This is a genomic window from Streptomyces stelliscabiei (assembly GCF_014873495.1).
Classification (GTDB): Bacteria; Actinomycetota; Actinomycetes; order Streptomycetales; family Streptomycetaceae; genus Streptomyces; species Streptomyces bottropensis.
Genome location: NZ_JADBGF010000001.1, coordinates 8,512,731 through 8,534,300 on the forward strand (window position 1 = coordinate 8,512,731; position 21,570 = coordinate 8,534,300).

General features: G+C 71.8%; 13 protein-coding genes and 1 tRNA gene. 10 read left to right on the forward strand and 4 right to left on the reverse strand.

The genetic code is table 11. The features are described 5' to 3' along the window. Positions 1-1,260: a formyl-CoA transferase gene (gene frc, locus H4687_RS37470; RefSeq protein ID WP_078907516.1), complete on the reverse strand. Its 1,260-nt coding sequence runs from the start codon at positions 1,258-1,260 to the stop codon at positions 1-3. Positions 1,261-1,270: 10 nt separating this feature from the next. Next, positions 1,271-2,956 (reverse strand): thiamine pyrophosphate-binding protein, encoded by a 1,686-nt coding sequence (locus H4687_RS37475; RefSeq protein ID WP_046919137.1) that lies wholly within the window; start codon positions 2,954-2,956, stop codon positions 1,271-1,273. A gap of 166 nt (positions 2,957-3,122) precedes the next feature. Here H4687_RS37475 and sucC point away from each other — a divergent pair, with 166 nt between their 5' ends. The 6 genes from sucC (at position 3,123) to fusA (ending at position 11,765) form a co-directional block, all read left to right on the forward strand. Continuing rightward, positions 3,123-4,253 (forward strand): ADP-forming succinate--CoA ligase subunit beta, encoded by a 1,131-nt coding sequence (gene sucC / locus H4687_RS37480; protein ID WP_046919138.1) that lies wholly within the window; start codon positions 3,123-3,125, stop codon positions 4,251-4,253. Positions 4,254-4,264: 11 nt separating this feature from the next. Beyond that, positions 4,265-5,149: a succinate--CoA ligase subunit alpha gene (gene sucD / locus H4687_RS37485; RefSeq protein WP_046919139.1), complete on the forward strand. Its 885-nt coding sequence runs from the start codon at positions 4,265-4,267 to the stop codon at positions 5,147-5,149. Between the two features lie 92 nt (positions 5,150-5,241). After that, positions 5,242-6,804, forward strand: a complete 1,563-nt coding sequence (locus H4687_RS37490) for an aldehyde dehydrogenase family protein (protein ID WP_046919140.1) — start codon at positions 5,242-5,244, stop codon at positions 6,802-6,804. 174 nt (positions 6,805-6,978) lie between these two features. Next, positions 6,979-7,063 (forward strand) — tRNA-Leu (locus tag H4687_RS37495). A 286-nt stretch (positions 7,064-7,349) separates the two neighbouring features. Next, on the forward strand, positions 7,350-9,365 hold the full coding sequence (locus tag H4687_RS37500) for a glycosyl hydrolase (protein WP_046919141.1): 2,016 nt from the start codon (positions 7,350-7,352) through the stop codon (positions 9,363-9,365). Positions 9,366-9,689: 324 nt separating this feature from the next. Further along, positions 9,690-11,765 carry an elongation factor G gene (fusA, locus tag H4687_RS37505; protein ID WP_192781763.1) on the forward strand — a complete coding sequence of 692 codons (2,076 nt, stop codon included), beginning with the start codon at positions 9,690-9,692 and terminating at the stop codon, positions 11,763-11,765. Between the two features lie 157 nt (positions 11,766-11,922). On the opposite strand, the gene H4687_RS37510 is transcribed toward fusA, so the two are convergent. After that, positions 11,923-13,293 carry a glycoside hydrolase family 43 protein gene (locus H4687_RS37510; RefSeq protein ID WP_046917365.1) on the reverse strand — a complete coding sequence of 457 codons (1,371 nt, stop codon included), beginning with the start codon at positions 13,291-13,293 and terminating at the stop codon, positions 11,923-11,925. Between the two features lie 319 nt (positions 13,294-13,612). On the opposite strand from H4687_RS37510, the gene H4687_RS37515 reads away from it, so the two are divergent. The 3 genes from H4687_RS37515 to H4687_RS37525 all read left to right on the forward strand — a co-directional run bounded on the left by H4687_RS37515 (position 13,613) and on the right by H4687_RS37525 (position 19,118). After that, on the forward strand, positions 13,613-13,981 hold the full coding sequence (locus H4687_RS37515) for a hypothetical protein (RefSeq protein ID WP_046917364.1): 369 nt from the start codon (positions 13,613-13,615) through the stop codon (positions 13,979-13,981). Between the two features lie 183 nt (positions 13,982-14,164). Further along, positions 14,165-18,052, forward strand: coding sequence for a WD40 repeat domain-containing protein (locus H4687_RS37520; RefSeq protein WP_046917363.1), 3,888 nt, complete (start codon positions 14,165-14,167; stop codon positions 18,050-18,052). A 190-nt stretch (positions 18,053-18,242) separates the two neighbouring features. Further along, positions 18,243-19,118 (forward strand): NlpC/P60 family protein, encoded by an 876-nt coding sequence (locus H4687_RS37525; RefSeq protein WP_046917362.1) that lies wholly within the window; start codon positions 18,243-18,245, stop codon positions 19,116-19,118. A 78-nt stretch (positions 19,119-19,196) separates the two neighbouring features. Here H4687_RS37525 and H4687_RS37530 read toward each other — a convergent pair whose 3' ends face one another. Next, a complete protein-coding gene (locus H4687_RS37530) occupies positions 19,197-20,162 on the reverse strand; it encodes a glycoside hydrolase family 6 protein (protein ID WP_046917361.1) in 966 nt (321 codons plus the stop codon). Positions 20,163-20,504: 342 nt separating this feature from the next. Between H4687_RS37530 and H4687_RS37535 the strand changes: the two genes are divergently transcribed. Further along, a complete protein-coding gene (locus H4687_RS37535) occupies positions 20,505-21,518 on the forward strand; it encodes a LacI family DNA-binding transcriptional regulator (RefSeq protein ID WP_046917371.1) in 1,014 nt (337 codons plus the stop codon). Positions 21,519-21,570: the final 52 nt, after the last annotated feature.

Sequence of the window (21,570 nt, forward strand, 5' to 3'; positions counted from 1 at the left end):
TCAGATCACTCCGTTCGACTTGAGCAGGCGCAGCTCCTCGTCGCCGAGCCCCAGCTCGCCGACGTAGACCTCTTCGTTGTGCTCACCGAGCAGGGGTGAACTGGTGACGTCCACGGGGGAGTCGGACAGCTTCAGGGGGCTGCCGACGGTCACGAAGTCGCCGCGCTCGGGGTGCGGCACGGTGACGACCATCTCGTTGGAGACCAGGGACTCGTCCTCGATGATCTCCTTGGTGGAGAGGATCGGCCCGCACGGGATGTTGTGGGCGTTGAGCCGCTCCAGCACCTCCCACTTGGGCAGGGTGGCCGACCACTCCTCGATGAGCTGGAACATCTTGCCGAGCTTGGGCAGCCGGGCCTCCGGTGTCGCCCACTCGGGGTCCTCCGCCAGTTCGGGCCGGCCGATCAGCTCGCTCATCGGCCGCCAGCCGACGGGCTGCACGATGACGTACACGTAGTCGTTCGGGCCGCCCGGCGCGCACTTCACGGCCCAGCCGGGCTGGCCGCCACCGGAGGCGTTCCCGGACCGGGGAACCTCGTCGCCGAAGTCCTCGTTGGGATATTCGTGGAGCGGGCCATGGGCCAGCCGCTGCTGGTCCCTCAGCTTCACCCGGCAGAGGTTGAGGACGGCGTGCTGCATGGCCACGTTGACCCGCTGGCCGCGCCCGGTCGACTCCCGCTGGTACAGCGCGGCGAGAATCCCCGCCACGGCGTGGACGCCCGTGCCCGAGTCCCCGATCTGGGCCCCCGTCGCCAGCGGCGGTCCGTCCTCGAAGCCGGTGGTCGCCATGGATCCGCCCATGGCCTGCGCGACCACCTCGTACGCCTTGAAGTTGGTGTACGGACCGTCCCCGAACCCCTTGATGGAGGCATAGACGATCCGCGGATTGATCTCCTGGATGCGGTCCCAGGTGAAGCCCATGCGGTCGACCGCGCCGGGGCCGAAGTTCTCGACCATCACGTCGGAGCGCCGGATCAGCTCGGTGAGGATCTCCTTGCCCCGCTCGGTCTTGGTGTTGAGGGTGATGCTCCGCTTGTTGCAGTTGAGCATCGTGAAGTAGAGGGAGTCGACGTCCGGGAGGTCGCGCAGCTGCTTGCGCGTGATGTCCCCGCTCGGCGCCTCCAGCTTCACCACGTCCGCGCCGAGCCAGGCGAGCAGCTGGGTGGCGGACGGGCCGGACTGGACGTGCGTCATGTCGAGGACGCGGACGCCTTCGAGGGCCTTGCCGGGCGGGGCGGTCCTGACGGTCTCGGTGGTCACCGGGGTCACCTCACTTGTACATCGTCTGGTTCATGGTTCCGGGGGCGTACGCGTCCGGGTCGACCCAGACGTTGATGAGCGACGGCTTGCCCGACTCCCGGGCGCGCCGCAGCGCGGGGGCGATGTCGGCGGGGTCGCGGACCTCCTCGCCGTGACCGCCCAGCATCTGCGCGAACTTGTCGTAGTGGACGTCGCCGAGGGTGTTGCCGATCCGCTCGCGCTCCTCGCCGTACTTGGCCTTCTGGCCGTAACGGATCTGGTTCATGGAGGAGTTGTTGCCGATGATCCCGACGAAGGGGAGGTCGTAGCGGACGAGGGTCTCGAAGTCCCAGCCGGTGAGGGAGAAGGCGCCGTCACCGAAGAGAGCCACCACCTCCTTGTCGGGCCGTGCCTTCTTCGCGGCGAGCACGAAGGGGACGCCGACGCCGAGGGTGCCGAGGGGGCCCGGGTCCATCCAGTGCCCGGGTGACTTGGGCTGCACGACCTGACCGGAGAAGGTGACGATGTCACCGCCGTCGCCGATGTAGATCGAATCCTCGGTCAGGAATTCGTTGATCTCGCTGACCAGCCGGTACGGGTGGATCGGCGAGGCGTCGGACTTCAGGCTGGGCAGCCGCTTCTCGATGGCGCTCTGCTCGGCGGCGCGCAGCTCGTCGAGCCACTCCTTGCGCCTCGACGCGCCCCCGTCGACGCGCCCGGAGGCCGCCTCCGTCACCGACTTCAGCACCAGGCCCGCGTCGCCGACGATCCCGAGGTCGATGTCGCGGTTCTTGCCGACGGTCCGGTAGTCGAGGTCGATCTGTACGACCGTCGCGTCCGGCGACAGCCGCTTGCCGTAGCCCATGCGGAAGTCGAAGGGCGTCCCGACGATCACGATGACGTCGGCGTTGGAGAAGGCGTACCGGCGGGAGAGCTGGAAGTGGTGCGGGTCGCCGGGCGGCAGGGTGCCGCGGCCGGCGCCGTTCATGTAGGCGGGGATGTTGAGGGCGCGTACGAGGTCGATGGCGGCCTCGGTGCCCCGGGTCGTCCACACCTGGCTGCCCAGCAGGATCGCGGGCTTCTCGGCGTGCACCAGCAGGTCGGCGAGCTTCTCGACGGCCTCGGGGTCGCCGGCCGAGCGGGTCGAGGCCCGGTAGGCACCGGCCTTCGGCACGCGTGCCTTCTCTACGGGCACCTTGGCGTCCAGGACGTCGCGCGGGATCTCCAGGAAGGAGGGGCCGGGGGCGCCGTGGTAGCACTCGCGGAACGCCATCGACACCATGTCGGCGGCGCGGGCCGTGTCCGGCACGGTCGCCGCGAACTTGGTGATCGGCGTCATCATGTCGACGTGCGGCAGGTCCTGCAGCGACCCCATCTTGTGCTGGGTGTGCGCTCCCTGGCCGCCGATCAGCAGCATCGGTGACTCCGCGCGGAAGGCGTTGGCGACCCCGGTCACGGCGTCGGTCGTACCGGGGCCGGCGGTGACGACCGCGCAGCCGGGCTTGCCGGTGATCCGGGCGTAGCCGTCGGCGGCGTGGGCGGCGACCTGCTCGTGGCGGACGTCGACGACCTCGATGCCCTCGTCGACGCAGCCGTCGTAGATGTCGATGATGTGGCCGCCGCACAGGGTGTAGATGACCTCCACACCCTCGGCCTTGAGCGCCTTGGCGACGAGGTGACCACCGGAGATGAGGTCCTGGCTGTTGCCGTCGGGCATGGCGAAGTCCTGTCCCTTCGTAGGGGTTTTCGTGGGTCTTCGTTGAGCGTCGGAGCGCACTCGCGGTTGATTGCATACAGTCGACGAATACTGTATGAACCTTGTTATCCCGCATCCCATGGGTGGTGTCCAGGGGGCGTGCGGCACTTTTGAGTCAGGAGCCGGAATGGACCTTTTCGAGCACCAGGCAAGGGAACTCTTCGAGGAACACGGCATCGCGGTCCCGCGGGCCGAGGTCACCGACTCGCCCGAGGAGGCCCGCGAGATCGCCCGCAGGCTGGGCGGACGCGTCGTCGTCAAGGCACAGGTGAAGACCGGCGGACGCGGCAAGGCGGGCGGGGTGAAGCTCGCCGCCGACCCCGCCGCCGCCGAACTGACGGCACGGCAGATCCTCGGCATGGACATCAAGGGCCACACCGTCCGCACGGTGATGGTCGCCGAACCCGTCGCCATCGAGAGCGAGTTCTACGTCTCCTACGTCCTCGACCGCGCGGCCGGCCGTTTCCTCGCGATCGCCTCGGCCGAGGGCGGCACGGACATCGAGGACGTCGCCGTGAGCCGGCCCGAGGCCGTGGCCCGCATCCCCGTCGACCCCGCCGAGGGTGTCACCTCGGCGAAGGCGTCCGAGATCGCCGAGGCCGCCGGCCTGCCCCCGCAGAGCGTCGACGTCCTCATGCGGCTCTGGCAGGTGCTGACCCGCGAGGACGCGCTCCTCGTCGAGGTCAACCCGCTCGTCCGCACCGAACAGGGCCGGATCCTCGCCCTGGACGGCAAGGTCACCCTCGACGACAACGCGGGCTTCCGGCAGACCCGCTGGGGCGACGAGGGCTTCGCGCCCGACGACCCGCTGGAGGCGGCCGCGGCCGCCAAGGGCCTCAACTACGTGAAGCTGGACGGCGAGGTCGGGGTCATCGGCAACGGCGCCGGACTCGTCATGTCCACCCTCGACGTGGTCGCCGGCTGCGGCGCCCGCCCCGCCGACTTCCTCGACATCGGCGGCGGCGCCTCCGCCCAGATCATGGCCGACGGTCTCTCCGTCATCCTCTCCGACCCGGACGTGAAATCCGTCCTCGTCAACGTCTTCGGCGGGATCACCGCCTGCGACGCGGTCGCCGACGGCATCGTGCGGGCCCTGGACAGCGTGCGGTTGACCAAGCCGCTCGTCGTCCGCCTCGACGGCAACAACGCCGTACGTGGCCGGGCGATCCTCGACGACCGCGACCACCCGCTCGTCCACCAGGCCACCACCATGGACGGTGCCGCGCGCCGCGCCGCCGACCTCGCCCACGCGAACTGAGGAGTCCGGACATGGCCATCTACCTCACCCACGAGAGCAAGGTCCTCGTCCAGGGCATGACCGGCGGCGAGGGCATGAAGCACACCCGCCGCATGCTCGCGGCCGGCACGAACGTCGTCGGCGGCGTCAACCCCCGCAAGGCCGGCCGCACCGTCGACTTCGGCGACCGCGCCGTCCACGTCTTCGGCTCGGTCGCCGAGGGCATCGAGGTCACCGGCGCCGACGTCACCGTGGTCTTCGTCCCACCGGCCTTCGCCAGGGCCGCCGTCGTCGAGGCGGCCGACGCCGGCATCGGCCTCGCCGTCGTCGTCACCGAGGGCATCCCCGTCCACGACTCCGTCGCCTTCACGGCGTACGCGCGCTCCCGGGGCACCCGGATCATCGGGCCCAACTGCCCCGGCCTGATCACCCCCGGCCAGTCCAACGCCGGCATCATCCCCGCCGACATCACCAAGCCGGGACGCATCGGCCTGGTCTCCAAATCCGGCACCCTCACCTACCAGCTCATGTACGAACTCCGCGACACCGGCTTCTCCACCTGCGTCGGCATCGGCGGCGACCCCGTCGTCGGCACCACCCACATCGACTGCCTGGCCGCTTTCCAGGACGACCCCGACACCGAACTGATCGTCCTCATCGGCGAGATCGGCGGCGACGCCGAGGAGCGGGCCGCCGCGTACGTCCGCGACCACGTCACCAAGCCCGTCGTCGGCTACATCGCCGGCTTCACCGCCCCCGAGGGCAGGACGATGGGCCACGCCGGCGCGATCGTCTCCGGCTCCTCGGGCACGGCGCAGGCGAAGAAGGAGGCGCTGGAGGCGGTCGGGGTGCGGGTCGGCAGCACGCCCACCGAGACGGCAGGGCTGGTGCTCGCGGCCCTGGAGACCGAGGTCTGACCTCCTCCCGCACCGCACCCGTTCGCACCGCCCCGCATGCGGCCGTCGACGCGGCCCCCGCCCCCGACCGTGCACCGAGAGCGGAGAACCCCATGACACCACCCACCCTCGCCCCCCTCACCCTGAAGTCCGGCACGACCTGGACCGATGCCTGGCAGCGCTGTCTGACCATCGCCCCCGAGGCCTTCCGGGACGACCGTGTCCTCAACCACTGGGGCGCCGCCTGGCGGGCCGACGGCCGGGCCCTGCCCGCCACCAGCCCCGTCGACGGACGTCCCGTCGCCGGCCCGCCCCGCCTGGACGGGGTCATCGCCCACCAGGCGGTCAGGGCCTCCCTCGACCAGCACCGGGCCTGGCGCCACGTCCCCCTCGACGAACGCCGCGCCCGGGTCGCCGCCACCCTCGACGCCCTCACCCACCACCGCGAACTGCTCGCCCTGCTCCTCGTCTGGGAGATCGGCAAACCCTGGCGGCTCGCGCAGGCCGACGTCGACCGGGCCATCGACGGCGTCCGCTGGTACGTCGACGGAGTCGAACCCATGCTCGAAGGCCGGGTCCCCCTCGACGGGCCGGTCTCCAACATCGCGAGCTGGAACTACCCGATGAGCGTCCTCGTCCACGCGATGCTGGTCCAGGCGCTGGCGGGGAACGCGGTGATCGCCAAGACCCCGACCGACGGCGGCGTCGCCTGCCTCACCCTGGCCACCGCCCTCGCCGCCCGCGAGGGCCTGCCCGTCGCCCTCGTCAGCGGCAGCGGGGGCGAGCTGTCGGAGGCGCTCGTGCGGGCCCCGGAGATCGGCTGCGTCTCCTTCGTCGGCGGCCGCGACACCGGCGCCGCCGTGGCCACCGCCGTCGCCGACCTGGGCAAACCGCACGTCCTGGAGCAGGAGGGGCTGAACACCTGGGGCATCTGGAACCACACCGACTGGGACACCCTCGCCGCCGTCGTCCCCAAGCTCTTCGACTACGGCAAGCAGCGCTGCACGGCGTATCCGCGCTTCGTCGTCCAGCGGGAACTGTTCGACGAGTTCCTCGCGGCCTACCTCCCGGCGGTCCGCACCCTCAGAGTCGGCCACCCGCTGGCCGTGGAGCACCCCGACGACCCGTACCCGAAGCTGGACTTCGGGCCCGTCATCAACGCGGCCAAGGCCAAGGAGCTGGCCGACCAGGTCGCCGAGGCCGTCGACCGGGGTGCCGTCCCGCTGCACCGGGGCCGGCTCACCGACGCGCGCTTCCTGCCCGGCCAGGACGCCGGCGCGTACGTCCAGCCCGTCACTCTCCTCAACCCGCCCCCGTCCTCCCCGCTCCACCACGCGGAACCCTTCGGCCCCGTCGACACGATCGTCCTGGTCGACACAGAGGCCGAACTGCTCGCCGCCATGAACGCCTCCAACGGAGCGCTCGTCGCCACCCTCTCCACCGACGACCGGGCGACGTACGAGCGGCTCGCCCCCCAGATCCGGGCGTTCAAGGTCGGCCACGGCACACCCCGCTCCCGCGGCGACCGCGACGAACTGTTCGGGGGCTTCGGCGCCTCCTGGCGGGGCGCCTTCGTCGGCGGCGACCTGCTGGTGAAGGCCGTCACGCGCGGTCCGGCGGGGGAGAGGCTGCCGGGGAACTTCCCCGGATACCACCTCATGCCGCCCGCGGCCTGAGACGGCCGCGACGTGATCGTCCGATCACCGCGGGTGAGGTCGTGCGGGTCCGCGTGAGGAGGCCCGCACGGCCCCGTCCGGGGCCCGGATATGCAGGTGAAGGGCACTCCGAAGTCTTGGTATTGTTGTCCGTGTCGCCGCCGGGAGCACTCCTGGCAAGGCGACGGACACCTGGTCCGGGTGGCGGAATGGCAGACGCGCTAGCTTGAGGTGCTAGTGCCCTTTATCGGGCGTGGGGGTTCAAGTCCCCCCTCGGACACTCGCTACGGCGATGAGCATGCGAAGGGCCCCGACCGGTAGGTCGGGGCCCTTCCCGTTCTCGTGGCCCAGGTGATGCCCCAGGTGATGTCACACCTGCAGGGTCCCGTGATCCTTTCAGGCAACCCGCTCGCGCTCAGGCTCTTTCCTTTCCTCTCAACCTCTAGTCAAATAGCGGCACTTGAACCACACGCGTGTCACGTGCCGGTGCTGTCCCCGACCAGGACGCCCTTCTCGGCCGGCCGACCGCGTCACGGGAAGGACCCCCACACGTGCCGGAGAGACACATGCCCATTTCCCCCCTGAAGCGTCGCGCGTTCATCCTCCTGGGTGCCGCGGTCGCCGCGGCGGCCGGCACCCGGACATCCGTGGCCGCCACGGCCACCTCCCCCTCGGAGCCGCCCGGCACGCCGACGCCGGTCCGGATCGTCGACGACAGGGCGACTCCCGCCACCCGCGCGCTGTTCGCGTACCTGAAGCGGCAGCAGGGCAGAGGCATCCTGTTCGGGCACCAGCACGACCTGACCTACGGCTTCACCTTCACCACACCCGACGGCAGGGCGTCCGACACCAGAGCGGCGGTGGGCGACTACCCCGCGGTCTTCGGCTGGGACACCCTCGTCCTCGACGGCGACGAACGCCCCGGCGCCGAGAACGGCACCGACGCCGAGAACATCGCCGCGCTCAGCCGGTGCATCCGGCAGGGGGACGCGCGCGGTGGGATCAACACCCTCAGCGCCCACATGCCGAACTTCGTCACCGGCAGGGACTTCCGCGACACCTCGGGCCGGGTCGTCGGCCAGATCCTCCCCGGCGGCGCGCGGCACGCGCGCTTCAACCGGTTCCTCGACCGCGTCGCGAAGGCCGTCAAGGGCGCGCGGCGCCCGGACGGCACCGCCATCCCCGTCATCTTCCGGCCCTTCCACGAGAACAACGGGGGCTGGTTCTGGTGGGGCGCCGGTCACACCACCTCGGGCGAGTTCATCGAGCTGTTCCGCTACACCGTCGAGTACCTGCGCGACACCAAGGGCGTACACAATCTCCTCTACGCCTACTCGCCCAACTCCAGCCTCGGTGGGGACCCGGCCGGCTACCTCAGGACCTACCCCGGCGACCGCTTCGTCGACGTCCTCGGTTACGACTCCTACGACGAGGGCGCCGGACCGACCCCCTGGCTCGACGGCCTGGTGCGGGACCTGGCGATGGTGGTCCGGCTGGCCGACGAGCGGGACAAGGTGCCGGCCCTCACCGAGTTCGGGGAGAGCGGCACCGAGGTCCGCGACCCGCAGTGGTTCACGCGGCTGCTGCGGGCCGTCGAGGCGGACCCGCTGGCCCGCCGGGTGACCTACATGCCCACGTGGGCCAACTTCGGAGGCACCAAGCGCGCCTACGTGCCGTACCCGGGTCACGCCCTGCTGCCGGACTTCGTCCGGTTCCACCAGGATCCCTACACTCTCTTCGCCTCCGATCTGCGGGGAGTGTTCGCCGCCCGCACCACCGCCGTCAGGAACGGCCCGTCCGTGCATCTGGTGACACCCACGGACCGGCAGCGCGTGACGGCCGCCAGGACCACCGTCCGGGTGCGGGTCACGCCCGCGCGGGCGAGCCGGGTCACCTACTCCGTGGACGGCGGGCGGGCCCGACCCCTGTGCCTGGACGCGGACGGCTACCACTCGGCCACCTGGTCGATCGGCGCGGCCTCGCGCAAGAAGGGCTCGGCGACCCTCACCGTGCGCGCGCGGGTGGGCGGTGAGACCCTCACCGACTCCGTCGTCGTCCTCCTCGGCGAGGCCGCCCCCCTGCCCGCCGGCTGGATCGACGACTTCGAGGGGTACGCCGGGGACGATGTCGCCCTCGGCGAGGCGTACACCCACCTCAACACCCACACCCTCACCCTGTCGCCCGACCACAAGTCCTCGGGCTCCTACGGACTGGCCTACGCCTACGACTTCACCGGCGCCGCCTTCACCGGCATCGGCCGGCCGGTCGTCGCGGACTGGTCCGGCTTCACCTCCCTGGCGTTGTGGCTGCGGGGCGACGGCTCGGAGAACGCCGGGGCGCTCGAGATCGTCGCCGACGGAGTCGCGTTCCAGTACAGGTTTCCGCTGGACGACACGAGCGGGCAGGAGATCAAGGTCCCCTTCGGCGAGTTCGAGCCCGCTCCCTGGGACACCGAGCACGCCACCGCCGTGCTCGACGCGGCCCGTCTGGCCAAGGTGACGGCGTTCAATCTGTATCTCGGCAGGGGTGGCGGGACGGTGACCAAGGGCGTCGTCCACGTGGACGACATCAGGGCCGAGTGAGGCACCCGGCGGAAAATGCGGTGACCCGGCCCCGTCGCCGTCCCTAGACTCACCGCACCAAGTGACGAGAGAGGGGAGCCCGGCCATGTGCGACCGCACCGCCGTCGTCGTTCCCCGTTCCCTGTACGAGGTGATCCTCGTGTCCTCGTCGGTCCGGTGCCCGCTGCGCGGCCGGTACCGGATGCCCGTGACGCACGTCTGACGTCGAACCCCTGTGCGCGTGACGGAGCGACAGCTCCGTCCGCGCACACCTTCCAGGCGTCCGCCGTCCCCGTACGGGAATCGCGCTGCCCCGAAACAGCTCAGCTGAAAGGGCCACGGGCCATGCGCAGCACCGTCACCACCCACGCCGACCCTCTGACCGCCGTCCGCAACCTGGGCATCCTCGCCCACGTCGACGCCGGCAAGACCACCGTCACCGAGCGGTTCCTGTACGCCACCGGGACCACGCACAAGCGCGGAGAGGTCCACGACGGCACCACCGTCACCGACTTCGACCCGCAGGAGCGCGACCGCGGCATCACCATCTTCGCGGCGGCCGTGAGCTGCGCCTGGGACGGGCACCGGATCAACCTGATCGACACCCCGGGCCATGTCGACTTCGCCGACGAGGTGGAGCGTTCGCTCAGGGTGCTCGACGGCGCGATCGCCGTGTTCGACGCGGTCGCCGGGGTCGAGCCGCAGAGCGAGTCGGTGTGGCGGCAGGCCGACCGGCACGGCGTCCCGCGTATCGCCTTCGTCAACAAGCTGGACCGCGCGGGCGCCGACCTCGACACGGCCGTCGACTCGATCCGGCGACGGCTCCATCCGGTGCCGCTGGTGGTGCAGTTGCCGATCGGCCGGGAGGACACCTTCGTCGGAGTGGTGGACCTGCTCCGGATGCGGGCGCTGGTCTGGGCGGACGGCGACGACACGGCCGCGGAGGTTCCGATGCCGGACGACCTGCGGGAGGAGGCGCGAGGACGCCGACGGCTGCTGGAGGAGGCGGTGGCGGAACTGCATCCCCTGGCGCTGGAGGAGTTCTGCGCCGAGTCCACACTGAGCGCGCGGACGCTGGCCTCGGCGCTGCGCGACCTGACCCGCACGGGTGAGGGCGTGGTCGTGCTGTGCGGCTCGGCCTACCGCAACCGTGGCATCGAACCGCTGCTCGACGCGGTCGTGGCGTATCTGCCCTCGCCGCTGGACGTACCGCCCGTGCGCGGTACGCACGACGGGACGGAGCGGGAGCGCCCGGCCGACGCGACCGTGCCGCTCGCGGCGCTGGCGTTCAAGGTGAGCGCCACGGCCACGGGACGGCTGACCTATCTGCGGCTGTACTCGGGAACGATCCGGAAGGGGGACACCGTGCTGGACGCGGGCACGCGGCGCACCGAGCGGATCGGCCGGATCCTGCGGGTGCGGGCCGACCGGCACGCCGAGCTGGACCACGCGGTGGCCGGTGACATCGTCGCGGTGGTCGGGCTGAAGTCGGCCCGCGCGGGCACCACCCTGTGCGCGCCGTCGGCCCCGCTGCTCCTCGAACCCCCGTCCGTCGCCGACCCGGTGGTGTCGGTGGCCGTCGAGGCCCGCAGGAGCACCGACACCGACCGGCTCGCGACGGCCCTCGCGCGGCTGGCCGAGGAGGACCCCTCGCTGGTCGTGCGGACCGACCCCGAGACCGGGCAGACCCTGCTGTCCGGCATGGGCGAACTGCATCTGGAGGTGGCGGTGGAGAAGGTCCGGCAGAGCCATGGGCTCGACGTCGCCGTCGGCCGGCCTCGCGTCGCCCATCGCGAGACGGTCGTGCGCGGGGTGTCCGGGCTGGTCTACCGGCACGTCAAACAGGACGGCGGGGCGGGGCAGTTCGCCCATGTCGTCCTCGACGTGGCACCCCTGGAGGCGGAGGGCGACGGTGCCGCGACGGGCTTCGTGTTCCGCTCGACCGTCGTCGGTGGGCGGGTGCCGCAGGAGTACGTCCGCGCGGTCGAGGCCGGCTGCCGGGACGCCCTCGCCGAGGGGCCCCTCGGCGGGCATCGGGTGACCGGGCTGAGCGTGACGCTGACGGACGGGGCGACCCACTCCAAGGACTCCTCGGAGATGGCGTTCCGTACCGCGGGGCGGCTCGGGCTTCGGGAGGCCATGCGCGTCGCTGTGATGGGGCTGCTGGAGCCCGTCGCCGATGTCACGGTCACCGTGCCCGCCGATGCCGTGGGTGGGGTGCTGGGGGATCTGGCGGCTCGGCGGGGGCGGGTCACGGATTCCGTGACCCGGGGTGGCTCTGTGGTCGTCACCGCGGTCGTGCCGCTCGCCGAGCTGTTCGGGTACGCGACGCGGTTGCGTAGCCGGACGCAGGGGCGGGGGACGTTCACGGCGCGGCCTGCCGGGTATGCGGCGGCGCCGGGGGCTGTGGCAGTGGGTTAGGGGGAGGGCGGGGGCGAGTTTTTCTCGCCCCCGCCGCCCCTACCCGTCCCATCCTCAAGGGGCTGCGCCCCTTTGACCCCCATTCGCGGGTCCGGTGGGGGCTTGTCGCGCAGTTCCCCGCGCCCCTGAAAACCGGGGCGCGGGGGGCTCAATGAGGTCAGGCCCAGGGGCTCACCGCTGTGAAGCCGCTGTCGGTGCGGAAGGTGTCCGTGGCCTCGTAGGTGTCCAGGCGCAGTTCGTAGTTGTAGTGGCGGATGTAGCGGCCGGGGTAGTTGTACGACTCAAGGCGGACCGAGCCGGAGGCCGTGCCCGGGCGGGCGCAGTACGTGGCGTCCTTGTCGAACACGGCCGTGCCGTCGTCCGCGTCGGAGCGGATCCGGTAGTCCCAGTGGCGCAGGTAGCGGCCGGTGGGGGTGCGGAAGGAGTAGCAGTTGGCGTCCGCGAGGCCGGGCACGACCGTGAAGGTGGCGCTCTGCTTGACGGCGGTGGTGCTGGAGGACGTCACCGGGTCGACGTAGCCGAGGTTGTCGGACCGGGTCACGGCGTAGCGGCCGGTGTAGTTGACGGACTGCAGGGAGCGGGTGGTGTTGGTGGGGAGGGTGACACCGCCGGACACGGTCTCCTTGAGGACCGTCAGATGGCGGACGAAGCCGGTGAGGCCCGGGAGCTGTGTCGGGGTCGACCACGTGGCGAAGCCGTCGTAGCTGTCGCTGTACCAGTACTGCCCCGCGCCGTAGGCGTCGTAGTAGATCCGCCAGCCTCCGTTGTCGAGCTGGACGAGTGCCGGGCCCTCCATCCCGGAGCCGAAGCCCGCCCAGTTGCCCGTCTTGCGGATGGTGTACGGGCCGGTGAGGCTGGAGGCGGTGGCGTACTCGATGTACTTGGTCGTCTCGTTCTTGGTGAACGCGTGGTAGGTCGAGCCGACCTTGACGACGAAGGTGTCGATGTAGTTCGGGCCGATGCCGGAGAGCACGGTGGGCGCGGACCAGGCGGTGAGGGCGGAGTTGGTGGCCGTCAGCTTGTACGGCTTGAAGATGTACTCTCCGTCGGCCGCGACGGACGCGGACAGGATGATGTTGACGCTGCCGTTGGTGTCGACGAACCACTCGGGCGCCCAGGCGCGCTGCAGGCCGCTGATCGGGACCGTGTAGTCGTACAGGAAGGTCCAGTTGAGGCGGTCGGTGGAGCGGGCGAAGCCGATGGTGGTGGAGAGCGCCGACCAGGTGCGCGTGGTGTAGGTCAGGTAGTAGTAGCCGTCCGTGTGCTTGAAGATGCTGGGGTCGCGGATCAGGCCGGAGGGCGGGGTGTAGGCCGGGCCCTTGCGGAGGGTGAAGCCGGTCGCGTCCGGCGAGTCGTAGACGTACATGTTCGACTCGCTGCTGTTCGTGAACGCGGTCATCGTGTACCGCGTCACCTGCCCGGCAGCCGGGTGGGCGGCTCCGGCCGGGGAGGCGAGGGCGGTGGTGAGGCCCAGCAGGGCGGCCACCGAGGTCAGGAGGGCGAGGACCGCCCTGCGGGTTCTGTTCAACGCTCGTCCCGTCTTTGCGCGAACTGCCCTGAGGCGTGGGATGTTGTTCGATATATCGGCTCTTGTGCGGAAGTTCGATCAGAAGATAAGAGGGGGGCATGTTCGCGTCAATGGGTTGGGCGCGGATTGTGCGAGACAGGGTTCCGCTTGTCCGTCCCAGAGATCACCGGCGTTGCCTCCGGCCGGTATCACCGCAGCTCATGGCCGGTTTCCCGGGCGGCTCACAGGAGGGCAACAGGAAACCCGTCGACCTCGGTCGGTGGCCGGGGCAACTCTGATGTCGACAGCACACAGCAGGACCCACGACCAAGGGGGAACGATGCGCAAGCTCAAGGCGATGCGGACCGCGGCGGCACTGGTACTGGCAGCCGGCGCGGTGATGACCGCCACCGCGACCCAGGCGCAGGCCGCCACCAGCCACGGCTGCCCGGACGGGTACGTCTGTATCTACCCGGAGAACGCGGGCTGGAACAACGACGTGCCGTCGCACAAGTACTACACGTACGGCTACCACAACCTCAGCAACATGGTCGGGACCCACCGCATCATCAACAACCAGACCGGCGGCGCCACCCTGCAGACCTGCACCGGGTACAACGGCACGGGCTGCGAGGGCTACCTCCCCGGCGGCGGCTGGTCGATCGACAAGTACATGACGCCGATCAACTCGATCCGCCTCAACCCGTAACCCTCGGGCGCCACGGGGGACGAGGCGCCGAGGCACGGGGGAGACGACGTCCGGAACCGCATCTGCCCGCGGTTCCGGGCGTCGTGTTTTCGCCACTCCGGGTGAATGATTTGGTCGCTCTCACCACCCCGACAGTAACCTGGGCATCCGCCGTCTCACGGCCGCACTGCCTTGGGGGACACCTTGGGGGACCCGCAGCTCGGAGTCGAGCCAGATCCTCGCGACGACGCGGACGGGACCGCGCCGACCACGCTGTCCTTCCCCGCCCAACTGCGCCGACTGCGGCGCGAACGCGGACTGTCACTCACCGACCTGGCCCGCCGCACCCACTACAGCAAGGGCTACCTCAGCAAGATCGAGACCGGTACGAAACGCGCCACTGTCGACGTCGCCCGCCTCTGCGACCAGGTGCTGGGCGCCGAGGGCGAACTGCTGCGCCTGGTACGCCAGACACCGCACCGCGAGCCCGGCTCAGACACCACACCACCCCCGTCCGACGGAGTGTGTCCGTACCGCGGCCTGTCGGCGTTCACCCCGCAGGACGCGGAGTGGTTCTTCGGCCGCGAGCGTGCCACGGCCGCACTGGTGGAGCGGATCTTCGAACGGGTGGGCAGCGGACCGCTGATGCTCGTCGCCCCGTCCGGTGCCGGCAAGTCGTCCCTGCTCAACGCCGGTCTCGTCCCCGCGCTCGGACGCGGCGACCTCCCCATGCCGGGTGCCGACCGCTGGCCGGTCATCCACCTCACCCCCACCGCCCGCCCCCTGGACGAACTGCTGGAACGCACCGCGAAGGCGCTGGGCAGCGACCTCGGCCTCACCGCCGAGGAGGTGCGGGACGACCCGGGCGCCCTCCTCGGCGCCGTACGGGCCAGATCGCACGCCCCGCCGGAGGCACCCGGCGAGCGGCGGCCCCCACCGCCCCGACCGGTCCTGATCGTCGACCAGTTCGAGGAACTGTTCACCCTCTGCACGGACGAGGACGAACGCCGCTCCTTCGCCCGTGTGCTGTGCGCCCTCGCCACCGCCCGGCCGGCGGAGTGTCCGCACCCGCCCGCCGTCGTGGTGCTCGGGGTCCGCGCCGACTTCACCGGCAGCTGTCTGGGCCTGCCCGAGCTGGCCCCCGTCTTCACCGACGGACTGTTCGTCCTGTCCCCGATGACCGTGGCGGAACTCCGGGAGTCCGTCACCCTCCCGGCGGAACTCGCCGGGCTCACCCTCGAACCCGGCCTGGTCCCGCTGCTGCTGCGGGACGCGGGACTGCGCGACGACCCGGACCCGCGCCCCCGGGGTTCCGCGATCGGCTCCGACGAGACGCCCTCCGGCGCGCTCCCGCTGGTCTCCCACGCGCTGCTCGCCACCTGGCAGCGGCGCCGGGACTCCGCGCTGACCGTCGACGGGTACGAACGGGCGGGCGGCATCCAGGGAGCGGTCGCCCGCACCGCCGAGAACGTGTTCGCGCACCTGTATCCCGCCGAGCAGAAGACGATCCGCCGCATCCTGTCCCGGCTGGTGCTCGTCATGGACGGGGCCGGGGCGACCCGCCGCCGGATGAGCCGGGACGCCCTGATGGCGCGGCTCGGCGACGCGGACGGGGCCGCCGCCGCGCTCGACGCCTTCGTCCGGGCCCGGCTCATCACGATGGACAGCGACACCGTCGAGATCACCCACGAGGCGCTGCTGCACGCCTGGCCCCGGCTGCGCGGCTGGATCCACGCCGACCGGGCCGGACTCCTGCTGCACCAGCAACTCGCCCACGCGGCCGCCGAATGGGAGCGCGAGGGCCGCGACCCGTCCGCCCTCTACCGGGGCACCCGCCTCGACACCGTGCGGGCGTGGGCCGAGGAGTCGGACGGCTGGAGCAGGCTCGGCCCCGACGAGGAGGCGTTCCTGAGGGCCAGTCAGGCCGAGGAGGACGCGCGCCGCGGCCAGACCCGGCGGCAGGTACGGCTGCGGCAGTCCATGCTCGCCACGCTCGCCGTGCTGCTGGCCCTCGCCGTCACCGCCGGAGGATTCGCCTACCAGCAGCGCGAGAGCGCCCTCGACCAGGAACGCGTCGCCCGCTCCCAGGCCCTCGCCGCGCGCTCCGCGTCGCTCGCCGGGGGCCGGCCGGAGGCGTCGATGCTCCTCGCGGAGCAGGCCTACCGGACCGCGCCCACCGCCGAGGCCCGCGGCGCCCTGCTCAGCACCCAGTCACAGCCCTTCTCCGCCCGGCTCGACGGACATCGCGGCCCGGTCAACGCGGTCGCCTTCGCGCCCGACGGCCGCAGCCTCGCGACAGCCAGCTCCGACGGCACGGTCGTCCTGCGCCGCACGGCCGGCGGCCACCGCGTCCTCGCCCGGATCACCGTCGCCGGGCGCGTACGCTCGGTCGCCTTCGGCGCGGACGGCCGCACGATCGCGGTGACGTCGACCGACGGGCCGGTGACCCTGTGGAGCACCACCGGCGGCCATCGCAGGACGGGCACGCTCGGCGGCCGTACCCAGGGCGCGCGCTCGGTCGCCTTCGACCCGCGCGGAGGAACCCTCGCCGTCGCCGCCGCCGACGGGACCGTCCAGCTGTGGGACACCGGCCCCCGCCCCCGGCTCACCACCGCCCTCCCCGGCCACAAGGGCGGCGTCAACGCGCTGGCCTACGCCCCCGACGGCCGGATGCTCGCCTCCGCCGGCACCGACCGCGCCGTACGGCTCTGGGACACCGGCCGGGCCCGGCTCGTCGACGCGCTCAAGGGGCACGCCGACGACGTGCTGGGTGTCGCCTTCTCGCCGGACGGCAGGACGGTGGCCTCCGCCGGCGTCGACCGGACGGTCCGGCTGTGGGACGTCGGCGACAGACGGCTGACCGACACGTTCACGGGGAGCAGCGACGACATCAACGCCGTCGCCTTCACCCCGGACGGGACCACGGTCGTCGGCGCGGTCGGCGACGGGACGACCCGGCTGTGGGACGTGCGCGGCGGCCGGCAGACCCTGGTCCTCGCCGGACACACCGACTACGTCCTCGGGGTGGCCGTGACCTCCGACGGCGCCCTGCTGGCCACGGCCGGTTTCGACCAGTCGGTCGTCCTGTGGGACCTGCACGGGGCGGTCCTGACCTCGCGTCCGTTCACGGAGGTCTGGCAGACCGCCTACAGCCCCGACGGGAAACTGCTGGCCACCGCCGACGCCGACCACTCCGTACGGCTGTGGGACGCGCGGACGCACACCCTCGTGGCAGCCCTGGAAGGGCACACCGAGACCGTGTTCTCGGTGGCCTTCTCTCCCGACGGGCGGACCCTCGCCTCGGCGGGCTCCGACGGCACGGTCCGGCTGTGGGACGTCGCGGGGCACCAGGCGCTGAAGAAGCTGACCGGGCACGGCGGGCAGGTCTTCTCCGTCGCCTTCTCTCCCGACGGGCGGACCCTCGCCTCGGCGGGCTCCGACCACACGGTGCGCCTGTGGGACGTGGCAAAGCGTCGGCAGCTCGCCGTGCTCCGCGGCCACAAGGACTTCGTCAACGACGTCGCGTTCAGTCCCGACGGCCGCACCCTGGCCGGCGCCGGCGACGATCTGACCGTACGGCTGTGGGACGTCGCCGGACACCGCGAACTCGCCGCGCTCACCGGCCACTCGGGCGCGGTGCGGGGGGTGGCCTTCAGCCCGGACGGCCGCACCCTCGCCAGCAGTGGCAATGACGGGACCGTACGCCTGTGGGACGTCCGGAGCCGCCGCTTCGAGTCCGCGCTGAGCGGCCACTCGGGCGCGGTGCGGGGGGTGGCCTTCAGCCCGGACGGCCGCACCCTCGCCAGCAGCGGCAACGACCGTACGGTACGCCTGTGGGACATCGCCGGACGGCGGCCGTGGGCGACGCTCACCGGTCATACGAACGCGGTGTGGAGCGTCGACTTCGCCCCCGACGGGCGGACCGTGGCCAGCAGCAGCACGGACGGCACCGTACGGCTGTGGGACCTCGACCCCGGCGCCCGGCTGGCGGACATCTGCCGGTTGCGTACCGGCATCGGGCCCGAGGAACGCGCGAGACTGCTGCCCGGGGTGCCCGTCCCGGCGGACTCGTCACCGTGCGGGCCGCGTTGAGCGACAGGCCGGGGCGATTCGTTGCCGCTCGGCAACCGCCCTGCTCGCGAGGGGTTTCCCAGGTGTTTCCCGTTGCCCGTCGGCAGGGGGCGACACCCGGATCTCGACGAGCGGGGCGCGGGTCGAGCAGGCTGCTGTCCGACCACCACCACCCAGTCCATCGAAACCTTCAGGAAACGGGGGTTCCGGCATGGTGAGCCGGACCAATGTCATCCGCACACTGATCACACTCATGGCCCTGCTCCTCTGGGCACCGGTGTCCACGGCCTCGGCGGCACCGGCCGCCCCCGCCGCCGGCTGCGGCGTCCTCGCGCCCGGCGCCTCGGCCGCCGCCGAGCGGGCGATCGCCGCGGCCTGCGCCGAGGTCGCCGCGGGCACCTGGTACTCGTGGGGCGGCGGCCACGGCGCCCAGCCGGGGGCCACCTACGGGCAGGTGGACCCCACCGACCCGGCCAGTGAACACGACCCCGAGCGGCGCGGTTTCGACTGCTCCGGCCTCGTGCGGTACGCGTACGCCCAGGCCGCGGGCGGCACGGACATCCTCAACGGCGTGGCCAGCCAGCAGTACTACACGCACCGCGCCGCCGCCCGCTTCACCGCCGCCCAGGGCCTCGCCCCGCTCGTCCCGGGCGACCTGCTGGCCTACGGCACCAAGAAGGACCTGCACCACATCGCCATCTACCTCGGCGCGGGCAAGATGGTCGAGGCCAAGCAGTCCGGAACCCGGCTGATGGTCAGTGACGTCCGCCTCGGCGGCGACTACTTCGGCGCGGTCCGTGTCAACACCGGTCAGGTCACCGGTCACATCCACCAGACGTGGGGCACCGACGTCTGGACCAAGGAGGAGCCCCGCATCGGGTCCGGCCGTGTCTACGCCTTCCCGTACTCGACCACCATCCGCGTGTACTGCCAGAAGCACGCGGAGCTGGTGAAGGCGGAGGGCTACGAGAACGACGTCTGGTCCTACCTGCCCGACTACAAGGCCTGGGTCACCAACATCTACATCAAGGGCCCGGCCTGGCTGGACGGCGTACCCGACTGCAAGGACGTGCCCCCCGTCTCCTGACGGACGCGCGCCGGTGACCGTCGGGGGGCGGCCACCGGCGCGAGCGCTGATCCCGTACGCCCGCGAGGGGGTCCGGGATCAGTAGCCGTAGATCATCTTGTAGGCGACCTCGGGCAGGAACTGGCCCGCCGAGGAGCCGGATCCGACGCCGCAGTTGCCGTCGGACTCACCCGGGACCTTGATCCACAGCAGCATCTCGGCGCCTCCGCCCTGCTGGGTGGCGGGGCCGATGCGGCGGCCCGAGGGGTTGCACCACTGGCCGTTGGAGCCGTTGCCGTTGCGGCTGGTGTCCACGACGAAGGGCTTGGTGTAGCCGTAGCGGGCGCTGAGCTGACTGTTGACGGCGTTGCCGTAGGCGGTGTTCTCGGCGGTGGTGAGGTAGTTGGAGACGTTGAGCGAGAAGCCGTGGGCCTGCCGGACGCCGGCCTCGTGCAGGCGCCGGGCCATGGTCCCCGCGTCCGTCCAGGCGGGGTTGCCGGCGTCCATGTAGACCCAGGTGTTGGGGGCCTGGCGGGCGAACTGGGAGACGGCGCCGCTGAGCATGTTCTGGCGTTCGGTGATCTGGGCCTGGTTCATGCAGCCGTAGTCCCCGAGGGAGTCGGGCTCCAGGACGACCAGGGCCGGGCGGTTGCCGATCCCGCCCGCGAACTGGGCGATCCAGCTCGCGTAGGCGGACGGTGAGGCGGCCCCGCCGGCGGAGTGCCCGCCGCAGTAGTCGCGGTTGTAGATGTTGTACGCGACCAGGAGGGGCAGCTTGTCGCGGCTGTCCGCGGCGCCCGTGTACGCGCCGGTGGCGGTGCCGACGGCCCCGCTCCAGGAGCCGAACCAGCGGGCCGTCGGGGTGTTGGCGACGGAGGCGTTGATCGCGGACGCCCGGCCGTCGCCGGGATTGGCCGCCACCCACCTCTTCGCGCTGGAGTCGGGGTCCACGTAGAACCCGCTGGTCATGGAGGTCGGGTCGGCCGCGTGGGCGGACGGCGCGACGGTGAGCGCCAGCGGCAGGGCGAAGAGCGCTGCCGTCAGGACGCGGAGTCTGCGGCGCATGACATCACCTCGAATTCCTGGGAGGGACACGTCACGCGCTCTCGTCCCGAGCGGGTGACGCGCTGAGGAAGTGCGGTGGTGCGGCGTTCCCCGGATGTTGGGAGCGCTCCCACTGGAAGCGCTCCCAGTGGCGCTGAGAACCTTCGGGGTGTGCTGGGTATCGTGTGGCCGCCTGGGAGAACTGTCAAGGGGCGAGGTGTGAACCGCCGTCTGTACAGGGCGAGTTCGAGGCTCTACGGTCTTTGGGACCGGAAGCGCTCCCAGCTTTCGGACCCGCGGCGGCCGATGGATGTCCATGAGGCTGACGGGGGCCGACGGGGCGACGGGAAGGGGCTCGTGGTCATGGTGGCGGATCCGGCGCGTCGGCGGCCCACCCTCGACGCCGTGGCCGAACTCGCCGGGGTCAGCCGGTCCGTGGCCTCCCGTGTCCTCAACAACGCACCGCACGTCAGCCGTTCGAAGCGCGAGGCGGTCGAGCGGGCCGTCCGGCAGCTCGGTTACGTACCCGATCCGAGCGCCCGCGCCCTGGCCACCCGGCAGACGGGCGCGGCCGCTCTGGTCATCTCCGGAGAGGAACCGTCGATCTTCGCGGATCCGTTCTTCGCCCAGGTGATCGTGGGGGCGTCGGCCGCTCTGGAGGAGGCCGACCTGCATCTGATGCTGTGCCTGGCCGCCTCCGACCGGGGACGCAAACGGGTGGCGGAGCTGCTCCGCTGCAAGGGCGCCGACGGCGTGATGATGATGGCGCTGCGCGAGGACGATCCGCTGGCCCGGGCGGCCGAGGAGTCGGACCTGCCGGTGGTGTTCGGCGGACGCCCGGTCGGGACGGTCCCGCGCTGGTACGTGGACGTCGACAACACCGGCGGAGCCCGCGCGGCGACCGAGCACCTGCTCGCACGCGGCAGGACGCGGGTGGCGGCGATCTGCGGGCGCATGGACACCGAGGCGGGGCGTGCCCGGTACCGCGGCTACCGGGACGCCGTGCTGGCGGCCGGGCTCGATCCGTTCCCCCCGCGCGAGGGCGACTTCACCGAGGCCGGGGGAGCTGCCGTCATGGCCGCGTTGCTGGCCGAACACCCGGACGTGGACGGCGTGTTCGCGGCCAGCGACAACATGGGGGCGGGGGCGCTGCGCACCCTGCGTCAGGCGGGCCGGCCGGTCCCCGGGGACGTGGCGGTGGTCGGTTTCGACGACCTGGCCGTGGCCCGGATCGCCGATCCGCCGCTCACCACCGTCCACCAGCCCATCGCGGCCCTCGGGCGCGAGATGGCGCGCATGCTCGCCGCGATCGTCGACGGCCAGGATCCCACCCCGCTGATCCTGCCCACCCGGCTGGTCGTGCGTTCCAGTTCCTGATGCGGTGGGGCCGTGTGGCCGGGCGGGACCTCCACCCGGCCGCGCGGCCCCG